Below are 17,500 nucleotides of genomic sequence, written 5' to 3' on the forward strand. Positions count from 1 at the left end.
TTAGTGATCCGGTGGTTCCGCATGGAAGGGCCATCGCTCAACGGATAAAAGCTACCCCGGGGATAACAGGCTTATCTCCCCCAAGAGTCCACATCGACGGGGAGGTTTGGCACCTCGATGTCGGCTCATCGCATCCTGGGGCTGTAGTCGGTCCCAAGGGTTGGGCTGTTCGCCCATTAAAGCGGTACGCGAGCTGGGTTCAGAACGTCGTGAGACAGTTCGGTCCCTATCCGTCGTGGGCGTAGGAAATTTGAGAGGAGCTGTCCTTAGTACGAGAGGACCGGGATGGACGCACCGCTGGTGTACCAGTTGTTCTGCCAAGGGCATAGCTGGGTAGCTATGTGCGGAAGGGATAAGTGCTGAAAGCATCTAAGCATGAAGCCCCCCTCAAGATGAGATTTCCCATAGCGTAAGCTAGTAAGATCCCTGAAAGATGATCAGGTTGATAGGTTCGAGGTGGAAGCATGGTGACATGTGGAGCTGACGAATACTAATAGATCGAGGACTTAACCATATAATATGTAGCAAATGTTATCTAGTTTTGAAGGAATATGCCTTCAATAGTTTGGTGATGATGGCAGAGAGGTCACACCCGTTCCCATACCGAACACGGAAGTTAAGCTCTCTAGCGCCGATGGTAGTTGGGACCTTGTCCCTGTGAGAGTAGGACGTCGCCAAGCTATTTATATCATCGCGGGGTGGAGCAGCACGGTAGCTCGTCGGGCTCATAACCCGAAGGTCGCAGGTTCAAATCCTGTCCCCGCAACCAATGGTCCCGTGGTGTAGTGGTTAACATGCCTGCCTGTCACGCAGGAGATCGCCGGTTCGACCCCGGTCGGGACCGCCATTTTATATAAAGAAAAGAACGAAACAAGTTGTTTCGTATTTTTTTATTTGTTTTAACAAAAAACTAATAAAGACAGTCAAACTATCCTTAGGACAACTCCTAAGGACTTTTTTATATATTCAAAACCTGTATAATAAAGAGCAGAGAACATTGTGAGTAAAGTAGGTGAAGTCTGTGAGTAAATATGAAGTAACAACAAAATCTTCTGAGGAAACACAAAGATTATCAGAAAAACTAGGTGAACTTGCCCGGGCACAAGATGTAATTATTTTAGAAGGAGATCTTGGAGCTGGTAAAACGACTTTTACAAAAGGGCTAGCAAAAGGTCTTGGCGTGAAAAGAGTTGTAAATAGTCCTACCTTTAACATTATTAAAGAATATAAAGGAAGATTGCCGTTATATCATATGGACGTGTATCGTTTAGCGGAAAGTGAAGAAGACTTAGGTTTTGATGAGTACTTCTATGGTGAAGGAATTACGGTAGTAGAATGGGCTCATTTGATAGAAGCATATTTACCGAATGAAAAGTTACAAATTAGTTTATTCCATGCTGGAGATGACACAAGGAAAATTGTACTCGAGCCAGTTGGAGACCGTTATATTAGATTATGTGAGGAGCTATTACAAGATGAAAGTACTAGCAATTGATACTTCAAATTACGTAATGGGTGTATCCCTTATTGAGGAAGAAAACGTAATTGGGGAAATCATTACAAATTTAACAAAAAACCATTCTGTACGCCTTATGCCAGCTGTAGAGCAACTATTAAAAGAATGTGGTGTAAAACCAAAAGAATTAACTAAAATCGTTGTGGCTGCTGGACCTGGATCATATACAGGAGTTCGCATAGGTGTGACAGCGGCAAAAACATTAGCTTGGTCACTTCAAATACCAATCGTAGGTGTATCAAGTTTAGAAGTAGTAGCTGCAAACGGTGCTAACTTTAGTGGGTTAATTTGTCCTTTATTTGATGGAAGACGTGGACAAATTTATACTGGATTATATACATATGAAGGAGAGCAGTTAACTTCAATAGAAGAAGATCGAATTATTCTTATTGTAGACTGGTTGCAAATGTTAAAAGATAAAGGACAGCCTGTTTTATTTATCGGTAACGATGTTAAATTGCATAAAGAAACAATTATAGAACATTTAGGCAATCAAGCTGTATTTGCTCCTTTCACTAAAAATAATCCAAGACCAAGTGAGTTAGCTTTCTTAGGGTTACAAAAAGAGGAACAAGATGTACATTCATTTGTTCCTAGTTACCTTCGTTTAGCTGAAGCTGAAACAAAGTGGTTAGAAAGTCAAAACAAGTAGGAGCTTGCAGAAGATGGATATGATATTTAGAAAGATGGAACTCGATGATATCGCTCAAATTGTAGCTATTGAAGAAGCATCTTTTTCAACTCCTTGGACTGCAGATGCCTTTCAACGTGAATTAACGATGAATGAACATGCACATTATGTTGTGCTAGAAAAAGATGGCCTTGTAATCGGGTATTGTGGATTGTGGATAATTATTGATGAATCACATATCACAAATATAGCTATTTTGCCAGAATACCGAGGTCAAAAGTTAGGAGATGCCCTATTGAAAGAAGTTATTTCCGTAGCGAAAGAACTAGGGGTAAAAACAATGACGCTTGAAGTACGCGTATCAAATGAAGTAGCAAAGCAGTTATACAAAAAATACGGATTTCAAAATGGTGGAATTCGTAAACGATACTATGCAGACAATCAGGAAGATGGTCTTGTAATGTGGGTGAATATATAATGGAAAAAAATACGATTATACTTGGTATTGAAACAAGCTGCGATGAAACAGCAGTAGCAGTTGTTAAAAATGGAACGGAAATCATTGCGAACGTCGTTGCATCACAAATTGAAAGTCATAAGCGTTTTGGCGGGGTTGTACCAGAGATTGCATCCCGTCACCATGTAGAAGAAATTACAGTTGTGTTAGAAGAAGCTTTAAAAGAAGCGAATATAACTTTCGAGGATATTGATGCAATTGCTGTAACAGAGGGACCCGGTTTAGTAGGAGCACTTTTAATAGGAGTAAATGCAGCGAAGGCGGTAGCCTTTGCACATGATATTCCTCTAGTTGGTGTTCATCATATTGCTGGCCATATTTATGCGAATCGTTTAGTAAAAGAAGTTCAATTCCCACTACTATCACTTGTTGTATCGGGTGGACATACAGAACTTGTTTATATGAAAGAACATGGTTCATTTGAAGTGATTGGTGAAACGCGAGATGATGCAGCAGGAGAAGCATATGATAAAGTAGCTCGTACGCTATCTATGCCGTATCCAGGTGGTCCTCATATTGATCGCCTTGCGCATGAAGGGAAGCCAACAATTGATTTGCCTCGTGCATGGCTAGAACCCGATTCGTATGATTTCAGCTTTAGTGGATTGAAATCAGCAGTTATCAACACTGTGCATAACGCAAAACAACGTGGTATAGAAATTGCACCGGAAGATTTAGCAGCAAGCTTTCAAGAGAGTGTAATTGATGTACTTGTAACGAAAGCATCTCGTGCAGCAGAAGCGTATAATGTAAAGCAATTGCTTCTTGCTGGTGGAGTAGCTGCTAATAAAGGGCTTCGTGCACGTCTAGAAGAAGAGTTTGCACGAAAAGAAGATATAGAGCTAATTATCCCGCCGTTATCTTTATGCACAGACAATGCAGCAATGATTGCAGCTGCAGGTACAATTGCATACGAACAAGGAAAACGTGCGACATTAGCTTTAAATGCAAACCCAGGCTTAGATATTGAAGCATAGTTATACACAAAATTAACCACAGCTTGTGGATAAAACCCATATTATCTGTTGATAATGTGGGTTTTATTGTGTATATAAACTGTTAATAACTTTTTTGTTAAATGTGGATAATGTGGAAAAGTTATTTTGATGTTTATTTTATAAAGGTGGATATGTGTATAACCTTGTGGATAAAACGGATGAAGTCTGACCTTTAAATGAATTCTTTTTCGGGAAATAAAAACGAGAAGATATCCTAAAAAACTTTTGAAAAATCCTCCTCTTATCATATTGGTTGCTGCAATTGTCAATCTTTGTCGGGAAAACGATGTTTCTTGTCGAATTGTTTATATATTTTAAGTTAAGGTATGTGCATTCAAAAAATCGTCGATATAATTTCATGTACTACGAAACTGATTCTAAAGGGAAATAAAAAGGATGTCATCTAGTCAAAAATCCTCGACTGATGAGACATCCTTTTTGTTTAAACTAGCTTATATATGCAGTTCTTCCCATTCTGCCATACAGGCTTCAAGTTGTTCTTGTAATGTTTGTTTTTTCGTTGTAATCTCACTAGCCTTTTCATAATCTGCATATATTTCTGGTAAGCAAAGCTGATCCTCTAACGTAGCAATTTCTTCTTCTAAGCTTACGATGTTTTGTTCTAGTTCTTCGATTTTTCGAGTGCGTTGACGTTCTAATTGTTTACGCTCTTTTTCTTCGAGATAATTTAATTTTTCTTGAGCTACAGTTTTTTGAACAGGTGCCTGATTTTCTTGCTGTTCTTGTTGTTCAAATGCTGCGCGTTCAATCATTTCATTTTTCTTCTCCACATAGTAATCGTAATCACCTAAATACTCTTGCGCACCTTCTGTTGATAATTCGACAACTGTAGTCGTTACGCGATTAATGAAGTAGCGGTCATGTGAAACGAATAGAAGAGTTCCTGGATAATCAATTAAAGCATTCTCCAAAATTTCTTTACTATTTAAATCAAGATGGTTCGTTGGCTCATCGAGAATTAATAAATTGGATTTTTGCATCATAAGTTTTGCGAGAGCTAATCGGGCCTTTTGTCCACCACTAAGAGAAGATACTGGTTTTAGTACATCATCCCCTGTGAATAAAAAATTACCTAATATAGTGCGAATTTCTTTTTCGGGTTGAAGCGGATATTCATCCCATAGTTCATTTAAAACGCGCTTAGAAGATGTTAAGTTAGCTTGCTCTTGATCATAATAACCAACAGATACATTTGATCCGAAAGCAACATCTCCATGTAATAGCTGTAACTTATTCACAATGGATTTTAATAATGTGGATTTTCCAATTCCATTCGGTCCAACTAAGGCAACACTATCTCCCCGAGTTAAGCGCATATTTACATGTTCAATAATAGGATCCTCATCATAACCGATGGTTGCATCTTTTACTTGTAAAACATCATTTCCACTTTGTTTTTCAATATCGAAGTGGAATGAGGCTGATTTAGAGTCACCTAATGGTCTGGTTAATAATTCCATTCTATCTAATTGTTTACGACGGCTTTGTGCACGTTTTGTCGTAGATGCACGTGCTATATTTTTTTGAACGAAGTCCTCAAGTTTAGCGATTTCATCTTGTTGCTTTTCGTAACGCTTCATTTCTTGTTCGTATAGGGCTGATTTTAAGTCTAAATATTTACTGTAGTTACCAACAAATCGTCTGCTTTCTTTATTCGAAATTTCATATACTTGTGTAACAAGCTTATCTAAGAAATAACGGTCATGAGAAACGATTAAAATTGCGCCAGGATAACCTTGTAAGTATTGCTCAAGCCACGTTAATGTTTCGATGTCTAAATGGTTTGTAGGCTCGTCTAAAATAAGTAAGTCTGGTTTCGTTAATAATAATTTCCCAAGAGCTAATCTCGTTTTTTGTCCGCCACTTAACGTAGAAATTGTCGTCTGATGCGTTTCAACAGGGAAACCAAGACCGCTTAAAATGGAGCGAATATCTGCTTCGTACTGATAGCCGCCTTGATCTTTATAATCTAATTGAAATTGGTCATAATCAGCTAATAATTTTTCATATGTAGCGGCATTTGAAAAGTTTTCTTCTTTTCCCATTTCTTGCTCTAGCCTTCGAAGTTTTGTCTCCATTTGCTGTAGGTGTGTAAAGACGGTTAGCATTTCATCCCAAATTGTTAATGATGTTTCTAATCCAGTATTTTGAGCTAAGTACCCAATTGAGACATCTTTCGGTTTTATAATTTCGCCGCCATCATGAGATAATTCACCGGCGATAATTTTTAATAATGTAGATTTTCCGGCTCCATTTCGTCCAACTAAAGCGATACGATCTTTCGTTTGCACTTCCAATTTTATGTTTGCAAGAATCGTTTCGGCACCGTATAATTTTGAAAGCCCGTTTACTTGTAATAAAATCAATGTTTTCACCTCAAATAATTTCTTAACTTTGCCATGTTTATATTTCTCAATCATACTAAAAATAGTGTATAGTTTAAAATAAAGAGAGAATACTTCTTCTCTTTATTATACAAGGAAATTCATAAGTACTAAACTTCTGTATTCGATTCAAGTATATGAATAAAGATAGGAAGAGAGGAGAGGTTATATGGATCAGCAGAAAATTCCGCAAGCCACTGCTAAACGATTGCCTCTATACTATCGATTTATCCAAAACTTATCTCTTTCTGGTAAGCAACGTGTTTCATCAGCCGAATTGAGTGAAGCGGTAAAGGTTGATTCCGCAACTATTCGAAGAGATTTCTCATACTTTGGAGCATTAGGGAAAAAGGGATATGGATATAACGTAAATTATTTATTATCATTTTTCCGTGAAACACTCGATCAAGATGATATAACACGTGTAGCGCTTATTGGAGTAGGTAATTTAGGGACCGCTTTCTTACATTATAATTTCACGAAAAACAATAATACAAAAATTGAAATGGCATTTGATGTTAGTGAAGAGAAAGTTGGAACAGAAATCGGGGGTATTCCTGTATATCATTTAGATGAATTAGAAGAAAGGTTATCAAATGATATACAAGTGGCAATATTAACAGTACCCGCTACAGTAGCGCAATCTGTAGCCGATAGATTGGCAGAAACAAACGTGCACGGTATTTTAAACTTCACACCAGCACGCTTAAATGTGTCAGAGAATATAAGAATTCATCATATTGATTTAGCTGTAGAGCTACAAACGCTTGTTTACTTTTTAAAGAATTATCCACAATAAAACGCAGAGGAGGTGACCTCTGCGTTTTATTATTGTTTTTTCTTTGTGAATTTCACTAATATAAGGCGAAGTGCCAAATTAAAATCAATTGTTGCCATAACTGCAAATAGTATTGTCCACATATTCCAGATTGTATCTGTCACGTTCGTAATGGCGAAACGTGTAAAGATACATCCGAGAAGGAAATACAATGCAGCCATGAACAATGGTGAGTTTCTCATACAAAAAATCCTCCGATAAAGCCTTGCATTTTTTCAGCTTCTTTAATCATTTCTTGAATTTGTTCATTGCTCATGAAAATCTGTCCAATGGCAACTAATGTATTCATTGCTACATGGGCTGCTATAGGAACGATAATGCGTTTCGTTTTTACATATAAGAAGGCGAATACGAGCCCCATAGAAGTGTATACCAATAGGTGAGTAAAATCAAAATGAATCGCTGCGAATACGAGTGAACTAATAATAGCAGCAACGAAGAAATTAAATCTCTTATAAAGTGTACCAAATAAAATTTTTCTAAATACGATTTCTTCTAAAATAGGTCCGATTATAGATATAACAATAAGGAACCAAGGTGTCGTTCTTGCGATGTCCATAAGTCGGTCTGTATTCTCAGATCCAGGTGTAATCCCTAATAGATACATTTCAATCATACCTGCAATACTTTGTGAGATGATTGCTAAGAAGAACCCGATAAAAATCCACCCGATTGTAGCTGGAACAGAAGAGCGCATTGCATCTAAATGCCTGTCACGAATATCTGTTCTAAGTAACCAAATTACAACGCATAGTGCAATGAAAAAGCTAATAATAGACCAATGTCCGGTTATTAGTTGAAACTTTTCCTCGTTGGTAAATCCTCTATTATCGTATAGTCCGGTTTTCAGAAGAAGTGGTAATCCGGCAATACCCGACAATTGCATTAAAATGTATGTAACGATAATCCACCAATATTGTTTCTTCAAATGGTTTAACCATCCTTTCTAACTCTAGTGTATGAGATAAGGCAGGATAACATGTAATATGCTACCTACGATATAAACTTTCATTCGAATTATGTTTTTTTTGTAAATCTGCATTGGAAATTAAAATAGAAGACAGGAAAAAGTTGTGTGTGTAGCGAAAACAACTTAGGGTGTCTTTCATATTGTAACATACGAGTAGTGGAAACAACGATTCATATAGTAAAGGTAGTAGAAGAAGGATTTTATATAGAAGAGTATATATAGTAATTTGCGAAAAAATTATGATTTTTTTACTTGCAAAAGAAATTGAGATTATTTATTATTATAAGTGTGTTAGCACTCGGGTGACTCGAGTGCTAATAAAAAATTTACATAACACAATGAGGAGGTTATTGTTCATGCTAAAGCCATTAGGTGATCGCGTTGTAATTGAGCTTGTTCAAGCAGAAGAAAAAACAGCAAGTGGTATTGTATTACCAGACACTGCAAAAGAAAAACCACAAGAGGGTAAAGTTATTGCAGTAGGTACTGGTCGAGTGCTTGAAAATGGTGAGCGTGTTGCTTTAGAGGTAGCAGCAGGTGATCTTATCATCTTCTCAAAATATGCAGGTACTGAAGTAAAATACGAAGGTACAGACTACTTGATTTTACGTGAAAGTGACATTTTAGCAGTTATCGGTTAATTATATAAATCTTAAAAATTCCAAGGGGGTCAATTATTATGGCAAAAGATATTAAATTTAGTGAAGAAGCACGTCGTTCGATGCTTCGCGGTGTCGACACTCTTGCAAACGCAGTAAAAGTAACGCTTGGACCAAAAGGTCGTAACGTTGTACTTGAGAAAAAATTCGGTTCACCACTTATTACAAATGATGGTGTAACAATCGCAAAAGAAATCGAATTAGAAGATGCATTCGAAAACATGGGTGCAAAATTAGTAGCAGAAGTTGCTAGCAAAACAAACGATGTAGCTGGTGACGGAACGACAACTGCAACTGTATTAGCGCAAGCTATGATTCGTGAAGGTCTTAAAAACGTAACAGCTGGTGCAAACCCAATGGGTCTTCGTAAAGGTATCGAAAAAGCTGTTACTGCTGCAATTGAAGAATTAAAAGCGATTTCTAAACCAATTGAAGGTAAATCTTCTATCGCACAAGTAGCTGCTATTTCTGCGGCTGACGAAGAAGTAGGTCAATTAATCGCTGAAGCAATGGAGCGCGTTGGTAACGACGGCGTTATTACTTTAGAAGAATCTAAAGGATTCACAACGGAATTAGACGTAGTAGAAGGTATGCAATTTGATCGTGGATATGCATCTCCTTACATGATTACTGATTCTGACAAAATGGAAGCTGTTCTTGATAACCCATATATCTTAATTACTGACAAAAAGATTTCTAACATCCAAGAAATCTTACCAGTATTAGAGCAAGTGGTACAACAAGGTAAACCACTTCTTATCATTGCTGAAGATGTAGAAGGCGAAGCTTTAGCTACATTAGTAGTGAACAAACTTCGTGGTACATTCAATGTAGTGGCTGTTAAAGCTCCTGGATTTGGTGACCGTCGTAAAGCAATGCTAGAAGATATCGCAATCTTAACTGGTGGCGAAGTAATCACTGAAGAATTAGGACGTGACTTAAAATCTGCTACAGTTGAATCTTTAGGACGCGCTGGTAAAATCGTTGTAACGAAAGAAAACACAACTGTAGTTGAAGGTATTGGAAACACACAACAAATCGAAGCTCGCATCGGTCAAATCCGTGCGCAATTAGAAGAAACAACTTCTGAATTCGATCGTGAAAAATTACAAGAGCGTCTTGCTAAATTAGCTGGTGGCGTAGCAGTAATTAAAGTAGGTGCAGCAACTGAAACTGAGTTAAAAGAGCGCAAACTTCGCATTGAAGATGCACTTAACTCAACTCGTGCAGCAGTAGAAGAAGGTATCGTTGCAGGTGGTGGTACTTCACTTATGAACGTATACACGAAAGTAGCTTCTATCGTAGCTGAAGGCGACGAAGCAACAGGTATCAACATCGTACTTCGTGCACTAGAAGAGCCAGTTCGTCAAATCGCAATCAACGCTGGTCTAGAAGGATCTGTAGTTGTAGAGCGTCTAAAAGGCGAAAAAGTAGGCGTTGGTTTCAACGCAGCTACTGGCGAATGGGTTAACATGCTTGAGTCTGGTATCGTAGATCCAGCTAAAGTAACTCGTTCTGCACTTCAAAACGCAGCATCTGTTGCAGCTATGTTCTTAACAACTGAAGCTGTAGTTGCTGATAAGCCAGAACCAAATGCACCAGCAATGCCTGACATGGGCGGCATGGGCATGGGCGGTATGGGCGGAATGATGTAATAAGCATCACTCTGTGAAGCTGTTCAATGTATAAATAGTTAATTAGAAGAAGGCTACTTCCTTGATAAAAGGAGGTAGTCTTTTTTGTTGTTAAGATGTATATAAAAGGTTTCTGGAAGGTCGCAAGTTTAGAGAGATAATGGAGGGGAATATTCAAGCTTCTTTTATTACGGTAATATTCAATATAATTCCAATTGAATATATAATTCTTTTAACATTTATGATACAGTCAAAAGGGATTTTTCTTATTTTTTAGTCGAGATAATAAGTCTCCTAGTTCTTATTGTCTATGAGAGAAGATGGCGGTAGCCTAGTTAGTGAGGTATATGATGCAGATTAAAGAAAATTTGGGTAGAAACATTTTTTCGAAAATATTAGTAGTATGTGGTTTGGCGATGTTTGTCATTACACTTTATAGTTCGTTTCAAATAGAGAAATCTACCTATTCTTCGGTCGCTGTGTTAATTCTGGAGATAGTAGCAACTATTTTGGTGCTCGGAATAATATCATTTTTAGCAAATCGTTTTTTAACAGTTAATCAATTTTTGCTCATTCTCATAGTTACAGCCTTTGCAATTAGGTTGTTATGGATCATTTTTGAAAAAACAGTACCTATCTCGGATTTTTCTGTAATGTATGAAAGTGCTCAACAAGCTGTAAAGGGTAATTTTGCATTTATTACAGATGAATACTATATGAGTTGGACATATCAATTGGGATTCACATATTATGAGGCTATATTAATAAAAATTTTTGGTAATCATCTGTTTATATTGAAGTTATTTAATATTTTTTGGAGCGTAGGTACTGCCGTGATTATTTATTTTATGGGTAAAACCATTTTTAATGAATACAGTGCGAGAACTGCGGCAATATTTTACGCGTTTTACATACCTAATATTATCTATAGCTCTGTATTAACAAATCAATATATTTCTACCTTTTTCTTTTTTTTAGGACTGTATGTTTTAATTACAAAAGGTTTTTCAACTAAATACGGTTGGGGTTTAACAGGGTTACTGTTAAGCATTGGAAATATTATGAGACCGTTAGGAAGTTTCTTTTTATTGGCGGTTTTTGTTTATGTATTAATTTATAAGATACTTCCGTTTAGAAAAAAAGAAACGTTTAACTACGTAAAAAAATTAGTGGGAATAGTGATTGTATATTTTCTAGTGATGCAAATTGTAAGTATTTTCTTAATGAACACGGGATTAGCGAAAAAACCATTGTCGAACCAAATGCCATATTGGAAATTTGTTGTGGGATTCAATTATGACTCGATTGGTGGATGGAATCAGCCAGATGTTGTTTACCTTAGTCAATTTAAACTTGGGAAGGAAAGAAATGATGCTTCCGTTGCTTTGATCAAGGACAGATTGAAGGACAAAGAGAAAGTTCGTCAATTACTTGTATTGAAAGTTGAAAAAATGTGGAGTAATCCTGATGATGCACCTGGTTGGGCTTTGGAGTGGGGGGAACTGAATAAACCACACTTACAACAAATGCTGACAAAATATGAAAGGCTTATGTATATTACATGTTGTATATTTGCGATTGGTACCATTTCATTATATAGAAGAAATGATTCAATATATCCTCTTTTATATATTTTGTTTGGTGGATATGTGGTTATTCATTTGTTTGTCGAAGTTCAAACTAGGTATCGTTTTGACATTTTGCCCGTTATGTTTTTATTTGTGGGATACGGGGTATTTGTAATAAAAAATGGTGTTACACGATTAATGGGTAGAAAACAACAGAAAAAAGTTGAATAATAGGATAAAACACAAAAAACATTTCTATATGGAAATGTTTTTTGTGTTTTAGTGGGAAAGAAATTAATTTCTGTAGAATTTTGTCGCTTTCTCTCTTGACCACATCGACACTTCATTGTTAGAATCTAGGAAGATAATATAAAACGATCCTTCATATATCCTCAATGATATGGTTTGAGAGTCTCTACCGGGTTACCGTAAACAACCTGACTATGAAGGCAGTGTGTCTTATATTTATAAAGAGCGGAGACTATCTTTCTTTATAAAGCCAGACCCCTGCCTTTTCTTTGTTATGAGACTAGAGGCGGAGGACTGGCTTTTTTTATTATATTGGTAATGCTTTTCGCCAAATTGGTGAAAATATTTATATACGAGAACTAACGTTGGGGTGATTATTTTGAAAAAGCAGCACGATACAATTATCGTTTTAGATTTTGGAAGTCAGTACAATCAGTTAATAGCACGTCGAATTCGTGAGTTCGGTGTATACAGTGAACTTCATCCACATACAATTACTGCGGAAGAAATTAAAGCAATGAATCCAAAAGGGATTATTTTCTCTGGTGGACCAAATAGTGTATACGGTGAAGGTGCATTACATTGTGATGAAAAAATCTTTGAACTAGGATTACCGATTTTCGGTATTTGTTACGGTATGCAGCTTATGACACAACACTTCGGTGGTAAAGTAGAACGTGCAAACCACCGTGAGTACGGAAAAGCTGTTCTTAAAGTAGAGAACGAATCAAAATTATATACGAACCTTCCAGAAGAGCAAGTTGTATGGATGAGTCATGGTGACTTAGTAACTGGTTTACCTGAAGGATTCGTAGTAGACGCAACAAGTGAGTCTTGCCCAATTGCTGGTATGAGCAATGAAGCGAAAAACTTATACGGTGTACAATTCCACCCAGAAGTACGTCACTCTGAGCACGGTAACGATTTAATTAAAAACTTCGTATTCGGCGTATGTGGTTGTTCTGAAGGATGGAACATGGAGAACTTTATCGAAGTAGAATTAGAGAAGATCCGTGAAACTGTTGGAGACAAAAAAGTACTATGCGCACTTAGTGGCGGTGTAGATTCTTCTGTTGTAGCAGTATTAATTCATAAAGCAATTGGCGACCAGTTAACATGTATTTTCGTTGACCACGGCTTACTTCGTAAAGGTGAAGCAGAAGGTGTTATGAAAACATTTAGCGAAGGCTTCCATATGAACGTTATTAAAGTGGATGCACAAGAACGCTTTATGAACAAGTTAAAAGGTGTAGAAGATCCAGAACAAAAACGTAAAATTATCGGTAACGAATTCATTTACGTATTTGATGATGAAGCTTCTAAATTACAAGGTATGGACTTCCTAGCACAAGGTACACTTTACACAGACATCGTTGAAAGTGGTACAGCAACTGCACAAACAATTAAATCTCACCATAACGTTGGTGGACTTCCGGAAGACATGCAGTTCAAATTAATTGAGCCTTTAAACACGTTATTTAAAGATGAAGTACGTGTATTAGGATCTGAATTAGGAATTCCTGATGAAATCGTATGGCGTCAACCATTCCCAGGTCCAGGACTTGGTATTCGTGTATTAGGTGAAATCACAGAAGAGAAATTAGAAATCGTTCGTGAATCTGATGCGATTTTACGTGAAGAAATTATTAAAGCGGGCTTAGACCGCGAAATTTGGCAATACTTCACTGCGCTTCCTGGTATGCGTAGCGTAGGTGTTATGGGTGACGAGCGTACTTACGATTACACAGTAGGTATCCGTGCAGTAACATCTATCGACGGTATGACAGCTGACTGGGCACGTATCCCTTGGGACGTATTAGAGAAAATCTCTGTACGTATCGTAAACGAAGTAAAACACGTTAACCGTATCGTGTATGATGTAACGAGTAAGCCACCAGCAACTATTGAGTGGGAATAGTATTATAAAAAAGATCCATCTTTTGCTTATGCATAGATGGATCTTTTTATTTTCAGTATTAATACGAACGAAAATATAAAATTTTATAAAATTGTTCGTTTTTAAATTGACAAAAATACTTTCAAGAGTTAATATGAGTATGTAATTCAAACGAAAAGTGAATATTATGCCGTCGTATAATATCGGGGATATGGCCCGAAAGTTTCTACCTAGCTACCGTAAATGGCTTGACTACGAGGCGTTTTTATAAAGATGAGGGGAAACTTGTCTTTGTTTATAGAACGCTTCCATGTATATGCAATGGAAGCCTTTTTTATTTTTATAGATAAAAGAGGGCTAGGGTGAAATGCGGCGAGTAATCATATAACGGGGGAAACGTAGGATGAAACGCTATTTTCAATTTGATGAGCTCGGTACGAATTATAAGACTGAGTTCATAGCAGGGTTAACGACATTTCTATCTATGGCTTACGTACTATTTGTCAATCCTGCTACGCTGTCACTTGGAAATGTTAAAGGGTTACCAGCAGGTACAGGAATGGATCCAGGTGCAGTATTCGTTGCGACAGCATTAGCGGCCGCGATCGGTTCGTTAATTATGGGTATTTTCGCAAAGTATCCAATTGCTTTAGCCCCAGGTATGGGAATTAACGCGTTCTTTGCTTATACAGCAGTTTTAACGATGGGTATTCCGTGGCAAACAGCAATTGCCGGAACGTTAATGTCAGGTATTATCTTTATTATTCTTACAGCTTCAGGTATTCGTGAAAAAATCATTAATGCAATTCCATCGGAGTTAAAGTTTGCAGTAGCAGCAGGTATCGGATTGTTCATTGCCTTTCTTGGATTCCAAAATGCCGGAATTATCGTGAAAAATGATGCTGTTCTTGTTGGGTTGGGGGACTTAACAAAGGGCACAACGTTACTAGCAATCTTTGGGGTTGTTACGACAATCATCTTCATGATTAAGAAAGTTAATGGTGCGGTATTCTACGGTATGATTCTTACGGCAATTTTAGGAGTAGCAACAGGATTAATTGACACTCCTAAAGCAGTAGTGGGGGCGATACCGAGTCTAGAACCAACGTTCGGTGCTGCGTTAACTCATTTCGGAGACATTTTCACTATTCAAATGGGGATTGTAATTATAACGTTCTTCTTTATCGATTTCTTTGATACAGCAGGTACGCTTGTAGCGGTTGCGAATCAAGCAGGATTAATGAAGAACAATAAATTACCACGTGCAGGAAAAGCATTATTCGCAGATGCAATTGCAACTGTAATTGGTGCGATCTTAGGTACATCAACAACAACGTCTTACATTGAATCGTCTGCAGGGGTAGCAGCGGGAGGACGTTCTGGATTTACAGCAGTTGTAACAGCAGGATTCTTCTTACTGGCACTATTCTTCTCGCCATTATTAAGTGTTGTAACACCAGCTGTAACGGCACCAGCTTTAATTATTGTAGGGATTTTAATGGTTTCTTCTTTAGGAGAAATCGACTGGAAGAAGTTCGAGATTGCAGTACCGGCATTCTTTACTATCATTTCAATGCCGCTTACGTATAGTATCGCAACGGGAATTGCGATTGGATTTATCTTCTATCCAATTACAATGGTTGTGAGTGGTCGTCGTAAAGAGGTTCATCCGATTATGTATGTTATGGGAGTTTTATTCGTACTGTATTTCATCTACGTTCGTAAATAAAGGGGTTTTTGAAAGGTCTAGACTTAAGGGGAGTCTAGACCTTTTTTGCGTCTTCAGAAAATCTTAAGGATTTCCGAGCGTTTTTCTTCAGAAGTTTTCCTATAATAGAAGTTAGGGATAAAAAATGAATGGGGGAAATATTATGGCCGGGGAAACAATACTTGTCGTAGATGATGAAAAAGAAATTAGGAAACTTATTACAATATATTTAAAGAACGAAGGATATAAAGTACTGCAGGCCGGAGATGGAGAAGAAGGGCTACGTATGTTAGAAGAGAATGAAGTACATTTAGTTGTGTTGGATATTATGATGCCGAAAGTAGATGGTATTCATATGTGTATGAAAGTAAGAGAAGCGAAAGAAATGCCAATTATTATGCTTTCTGCGAAAACGCAAGATATGGATAAAATTTTAGGGTTAACAACTGGTGCAGATGATTACGTAACGAAACCGTTTAATCCGTTAGAGTTAATCGCGAGAATTAAATCCCAGTTACGTCGTTATATGAAAATGAATGGTTTCGTTATACAAAATGAGGACGAGTTAGAAATTGGAGAGATGAGAATAAACATTTCGACCCATAAAGTTATTGTAGATGGAGAAGAAGTGAAACTAACTCCGAGGGAATTTTCAATTTTAGAATTACTAGCCCGTAATCCAGGTATGGTCTTTAGCGCGGAGCAAATTTATGAAAAGGTGTGGAACGAACGATCTTTCCAGTCTGATAATACTGTAATGGTGCATATTCGAAAAGTACGTGAAAAGATTGAGGAGAATCCAAGGAAGCCTAGATATATAAAAACAGTATGGGGAGTGGGGTATAAGATTGAAAAAGATATTTAATCCGTTTACTTATATTAGGAAAATTCGAGAATTAATTGGAAAAATAACGAAGAGTGTGAAACGGAGTGTGCGAATTCAACTTATTACTGCGTTTACTGCTTGTGCGTTATTAGGTCTCTTTGTATCAACGAAGATAGTAGCTCCTATTTTTGAGGATGCTAGTCGACATGCTGAGATTAATTATAAAGATGGTATGGAACAAATTAATCGTAAAGCACAAAGTACAGCGGAAATGATGGTTGATGCAAATAAATTAGATGCTGTACAAAGTATGATAGAGCTAGAAAATGAAAATTTAGAGCAGAGGCAGGATGCTTTTAAAATATTAGTTACCGATGAGAGTGGTAAGGTTTTGTATAAAACGAAGCAGGCGCAAGAAGAACAAATTAATTTGCATAATACAATTCGTAATGCAACTTCATTTGCTATCAATTATTCGAATAATAATGATATTGAAAGATCTAGAAAAGAATTTATTACTTTCTCACCTATTACGATTGAAGGTAAGAATTTATATATGTTTGTGAGCGGAATTCCTCAAGGGGAAGTAGTATATTATAAAGTAGAAGGACCATTCCCATTTTTAATTGGTGTACTCGTATTCATTTTCTCTTTCTTCTATATAACAAAGAGAAAGATGAAGCAAATTGAAGCGATGGCACAAGGTGTAAAGGAAATAGAAAAAGGCAACTTAGCGTACCGTATTGAGAAAAAGGGTGAGGATGAGATTGCGTCTTTAACTGAGAATATTAATAATATGGCAGAAGAGCTTATGAATAATATAGAAAAGGAACGTAAATTAGAGAAGCAAAAGAACGAGCTTATTACGAATGTATCTCACGATTTACGTACACCACTTACTTCTATTATGGGTTACTTGCGATTACTTCGAGATTCTAAATATGAAAATAAAGAACAACATGATGAGTATACGAGAATTGCTTTTACGAAGTCGGAGCAGTTAAAGAATTTAATAGAAGATTTATTTGAGTATACGAAGTTAACAAATGAGCAAGTTGTATTAGAAAAACAAGAGGTTTGTATA

Annotated in this window: 15 protein-coding genes, 2 tRNA genes, 2 rRNA genes and 2 riboswitches (2 of these 21 running past the window's edge); of the genes, 16 read left to right on the forward strand and 3 right to left on the reverse strand. The window is 37.0% G+C overall.

The window, feature by feature from the left end:
- The 8 genes from F0362_RS01455 to tsaD all read left to right on the forward strand — a co-directional run.
- Positions 1–514: ribosomal RNA gene (locus tag F0362_RS01455) — 23S ribosomal RNA — on the forward strand (it extends 2,408 nt beyond the left edge of the window).
- Between the two features lie 50 nt (positions 515–564).
- A 5S ribosomal RNA gene (gene rrf / locus F0362_RS01460) occupies positions 565–680 on the forward strand.
- A gap of 12 nt (positions 681–692) precedes the next feature.
- Positions 693–769 (forward strand) — tRNA-Met (locus F0362_RS01465).
- 2 nt (positions 770–771) lie between these two features.
- Positions 772–847: transfer RNA gene (locus F0362_RS01470), tRNA-Asp, on the forward strand.
- A 174-nt stretch (positions 848–1,021) separates the two neighbouring features.
- The gene (gene tsaE, locus F0362_RS01475; protein WP_000049641.1) at positions 1,022–1,495 is read left to right on the forward strand and encodes a tRNA (adenosine(37)-N6)-threonylcarbamoyltransferase complex ATPase subunit type 1 TsaE; all 474 of its coding nucleotides are present in this window, start codon (positions 1,022–1,024) and stop codon (positions 1,493–1,495) included.
- Positions 1,476–2,168, forward strand: coding sequence for a tRNA (adenosine(37)-N6)-threonylcarbamoyltransferase complex dimerization subunit type 1 TsaB (gene tsaB, locus F0362_RS01480; RefSeq protein ID WP_000865744.1), 693 nt, complete (start codon positions 1,476–1,478; stop codon positions 2,166–2,168). The genes tsaE and tsaB overlap by 20 nt, the downstream gene beginning before the upstream one ends.
- Positions 2,169–2,181: 13 nt before the next feature.
- Positions 2,182–2,625, forward strand: coding sequence for a ribosomal protein S18-alanine N-acetyltransferase (rimI, locus tag F0362_RS01485; RefSeq protein ID WP_000367202.1), 444 nt, complete (start codon positions 2,182–2,184; stop codon positions 2,623–2,625).
- A complete protein-coding gene (gene tsaD, locus F0362_RS01490; protein ID WP_000414604.1) occupies positions 2,625–3,641 on the forward strand; it encodes a tRNA (adenosine(37)-N6)-threonylcarbamoyltransferase complex transferase subunit TsaD in 1,017 nt (338 codons plus the stop codon). The genes rimI and tsaD overlap by 1 nt, the downstream gene beginning before the upstream one ends.
- A gap of 473 nt (positions 3,642–4,114) precedes the next feature.
- On the opposite strand, the gene F0362_RS01495 is transcribed toward tsaD, so the two are convergent.
- Positions 4,115–6,049: an ABC-F family ATP-binding cassette domain-containing protein gene (locus F0362_RS01495; protein WP_216370150.1), complete on the reverse strand. Its 1,935-nt coding sequence runs from the start codon at positions 6,047–6,049 to the stop codon at positions 4,115–4,117.
- A gap of 187 nt (positions 6,050–6,236) precedes the next feature.
- Here F0362_RS01495 and F0362_RS01500 point away from each other — a divergent pair, with 187 nt between their 5' ends.
- A complete protein-coding gene (locus F0362_RS01500) occupies positions 6,237–6,866 on the forward strand; it encodes a redox-sensing transcriptional repressor Rex (RefSeq protein ID WP_000372701.1) in 630 nt (209 codons plus the stop codon).
- A 29-nt stretch (positions 6,867–6,895) separates the two neighbouring features.
- Here the strand turns inward: F0362_RS01500 and F0362_RS01505 are convergent, their stop codons facing one another.
- Both F0362_RS01505 and F0362_RS01510 read right to left on the reverse strand, forming a co-directional pair.
- Complete coding sequence (locus F0362_RS01505; protein WP_001246201.1) at positions 6,896–7,087, reverse strand: YdiK family protein; 192 nt, start codon at positions 7,085–7,087, stop codon at positions 6,896–6,898.
- Positions 7,084–7,833 (reverse strand): CPBP family intramembrane glutamic endopeptidase, encoded by a 750-nt coding sequence (locus F0362_RS01510; protein WP_000745318.1) that lies wholly within the window; start codon positions 7,831–7,833, stop codon positions 7,084–7,086. The genes F0362_RS01505 and F0362_RS01510 overlap by 4 nt, the downstream gene beginning before the upstream one ends.
- A gap of 398 nt (positions 7,834–8,231) precedes the next feature.
- Between F0362_RS01510 and groES the strand changes: the two genes are divergently transcribed.
- From groES to F0362_RS01545, 7 genes are all read left to right on the forward strand, one after another.
- Entirely contained in the window at positions 8,232–8,516 is a 285-nt protein-coding gene (gene groES / locus F0362_RS01515; protein WP_000917306.1) for a co-chaperone GroES, read from the forward strand.
- A 38-nt stretch (positions 8,517–8,554) separates the two neighbouring features.
- Positions 8,555–10,189 (forward strand): chaperonin GroEL, encoded by a 1,635-nt coding sequence (groL, locus tag F0362_RS01520; RefSeq protein ID WP_001029987.1) that lies wholly within the window; start codon positions 8,555–8,557, stop codon positions 10,187–10,189.
- Positions 10,190–10,518: 329 nt separating this feature from the next.
- The gene (locus tag F0362_RS01525) at positions 10,519–11,967 is read left to right on the forward strand and encodes a glycosyltransferase family 39 protein (RefSeq protein WP_149889621.1); all 1,449 of its coding nucleotides are present in this window, start codon (positions 10,519–10,521) and stop codon (positions 11,965–11,967) included.
- Between the two features lie 131 nt (positions 11,968–12,098).
- Positions 12,099–12,200: riboswitch (purine riboswitch) on the forward strand.
- Positions 12,201–12,361: 161 nt separating this feature from the next.
- The gene (gene guaA, locus F0362_RS01530) at positions 12,362–13,903 is read left to right on the forward strand and encodes a glutamine-hydrolyzing GMP synthase (RefSeq protein WP_162861753.1); all 1,542 of its coding nucleotides are present in this window, start codon (positions 12,362–12,364) and stop codon (positions 13,901–13,903) included.
- A gap of 152 nt (positions 13,904–14,055) precedes the next feature.
- Positions 14,056–14,157, forward strand: a riboswitch (purine riboswitch).
- 128 nt (positions 14,158–14,285) lie between these two features.
- Positions 14,286–15,611: an NCS2 family permease gene (locus tag F0362_RS01535; RefSeq protein WP_000833089.1), complete on the forward strand. Its 1,326-nt coding sequence runs from the start codon at positions 14,286–14,288 to the stop codon at positions 15,609–15,611.
- A 142-nt stretch (positions 15,612–15,753) separates the two neighbouring features.
- Complete coding sequence (locus tag F0362_RS01540) at positions 15,754–16,455, forward strand: response regulator transcription factor (RefSeq protein ID WP_000896762.1); 702 nt, start codon at positions 15,754–15,756, stop codon at positions 16,453–16,455.
- Positions 16,439–17,500, forward strand: the 5' portion of a protein-coding gene (locus F0362_RS01545; RefSeq protein ID WP_149889622.1) for a HAMP domain-containing sensor histidine kinase. 444 nt of this gene lie beyond the right edge of the window; 1,062 of the gene's 1,506 nt are visible here — the first part of the coding sequence; its start codon is at positions 16,439–16,441; its stop codon lies off the right edge, out of view. Before F0362_RS01540 ends, F0362_RS01545 begins: the two co-directional genes overlap by 17 nt.

The sequence above is a fragment of the Bacillus sp. BS98 genome (assembly GCF_008432245.1).
GTDB lineage: Bacteria > Bacillota > Bacilli > Bacillales > Bacillaceae_G > Bacillus_A > Bacillus_A toyonensis.

Coding starts and splice junctions, on each gene's coding strand:
- tsaB (WP_000865744.1), top strand. CDS start 1,476: ATGAAAGTACTAGCAATTGATACTTCAAATTACGTAATGGGTGTATCC.
- rimI (WP_000367202.1), top strand. CDS start 2,182: ATGGATATGATATTTAGAAAGATGGAACTCGATGATATCGCTCAAATT.
- tsaD (WP_000414604.1), top strand. CDS start 2,625: ATGGAAAAAAATACGATTATACTTGGTATTGAAACAAGCTGCGATGAA.
- F0362_RS01500 (WP_000372701.1), top strand. CDS start 6,237: ATGGATCAGCAGAAAATTCCGCAAGCCACTGCTAAACGATTGCCTCTA.
- F0362_RS01505 (WP_001246201.1), bottom strand. CDS start 7,087: ATGAGAAACTCACCATTGTTCATGGCTGCATTGTATTTCCTTCTCGGA.
- groES (WP_000917306.1), top strand. CDS start 8,232: ATGCTAAAGCCATTAGGTGATCGCGTTGTAATTGAGCTTGTTCAAGCA.
- groL (WP_001029987.1), top strand. CDS start 8,555: ATGGCAAAAGATATTAAATTTAGTGAAGAAGCACGTCGTTCGATGCTT.
- F0362_RS01525 (WP_149889621.1), top strand. CDS start 10,519: ATGCAGATTAAAGAAAATTTGGGTAGAAACATTTTTTCGAAAATATTA.
- F0362_RS01535 (WP_000833089.1), top strand. CDS start 14,286: ATGAAACGCTATTTTCAATTTGATGAGCTCGGTACGAATTATAAGACT.
- F0362_RS01540 (WP_000896762.1), top strand. CDS start 15,754: ATGGCCGGGGAAACAATACTTGTCGTAGATGATGAAAAAGAAATTAGG.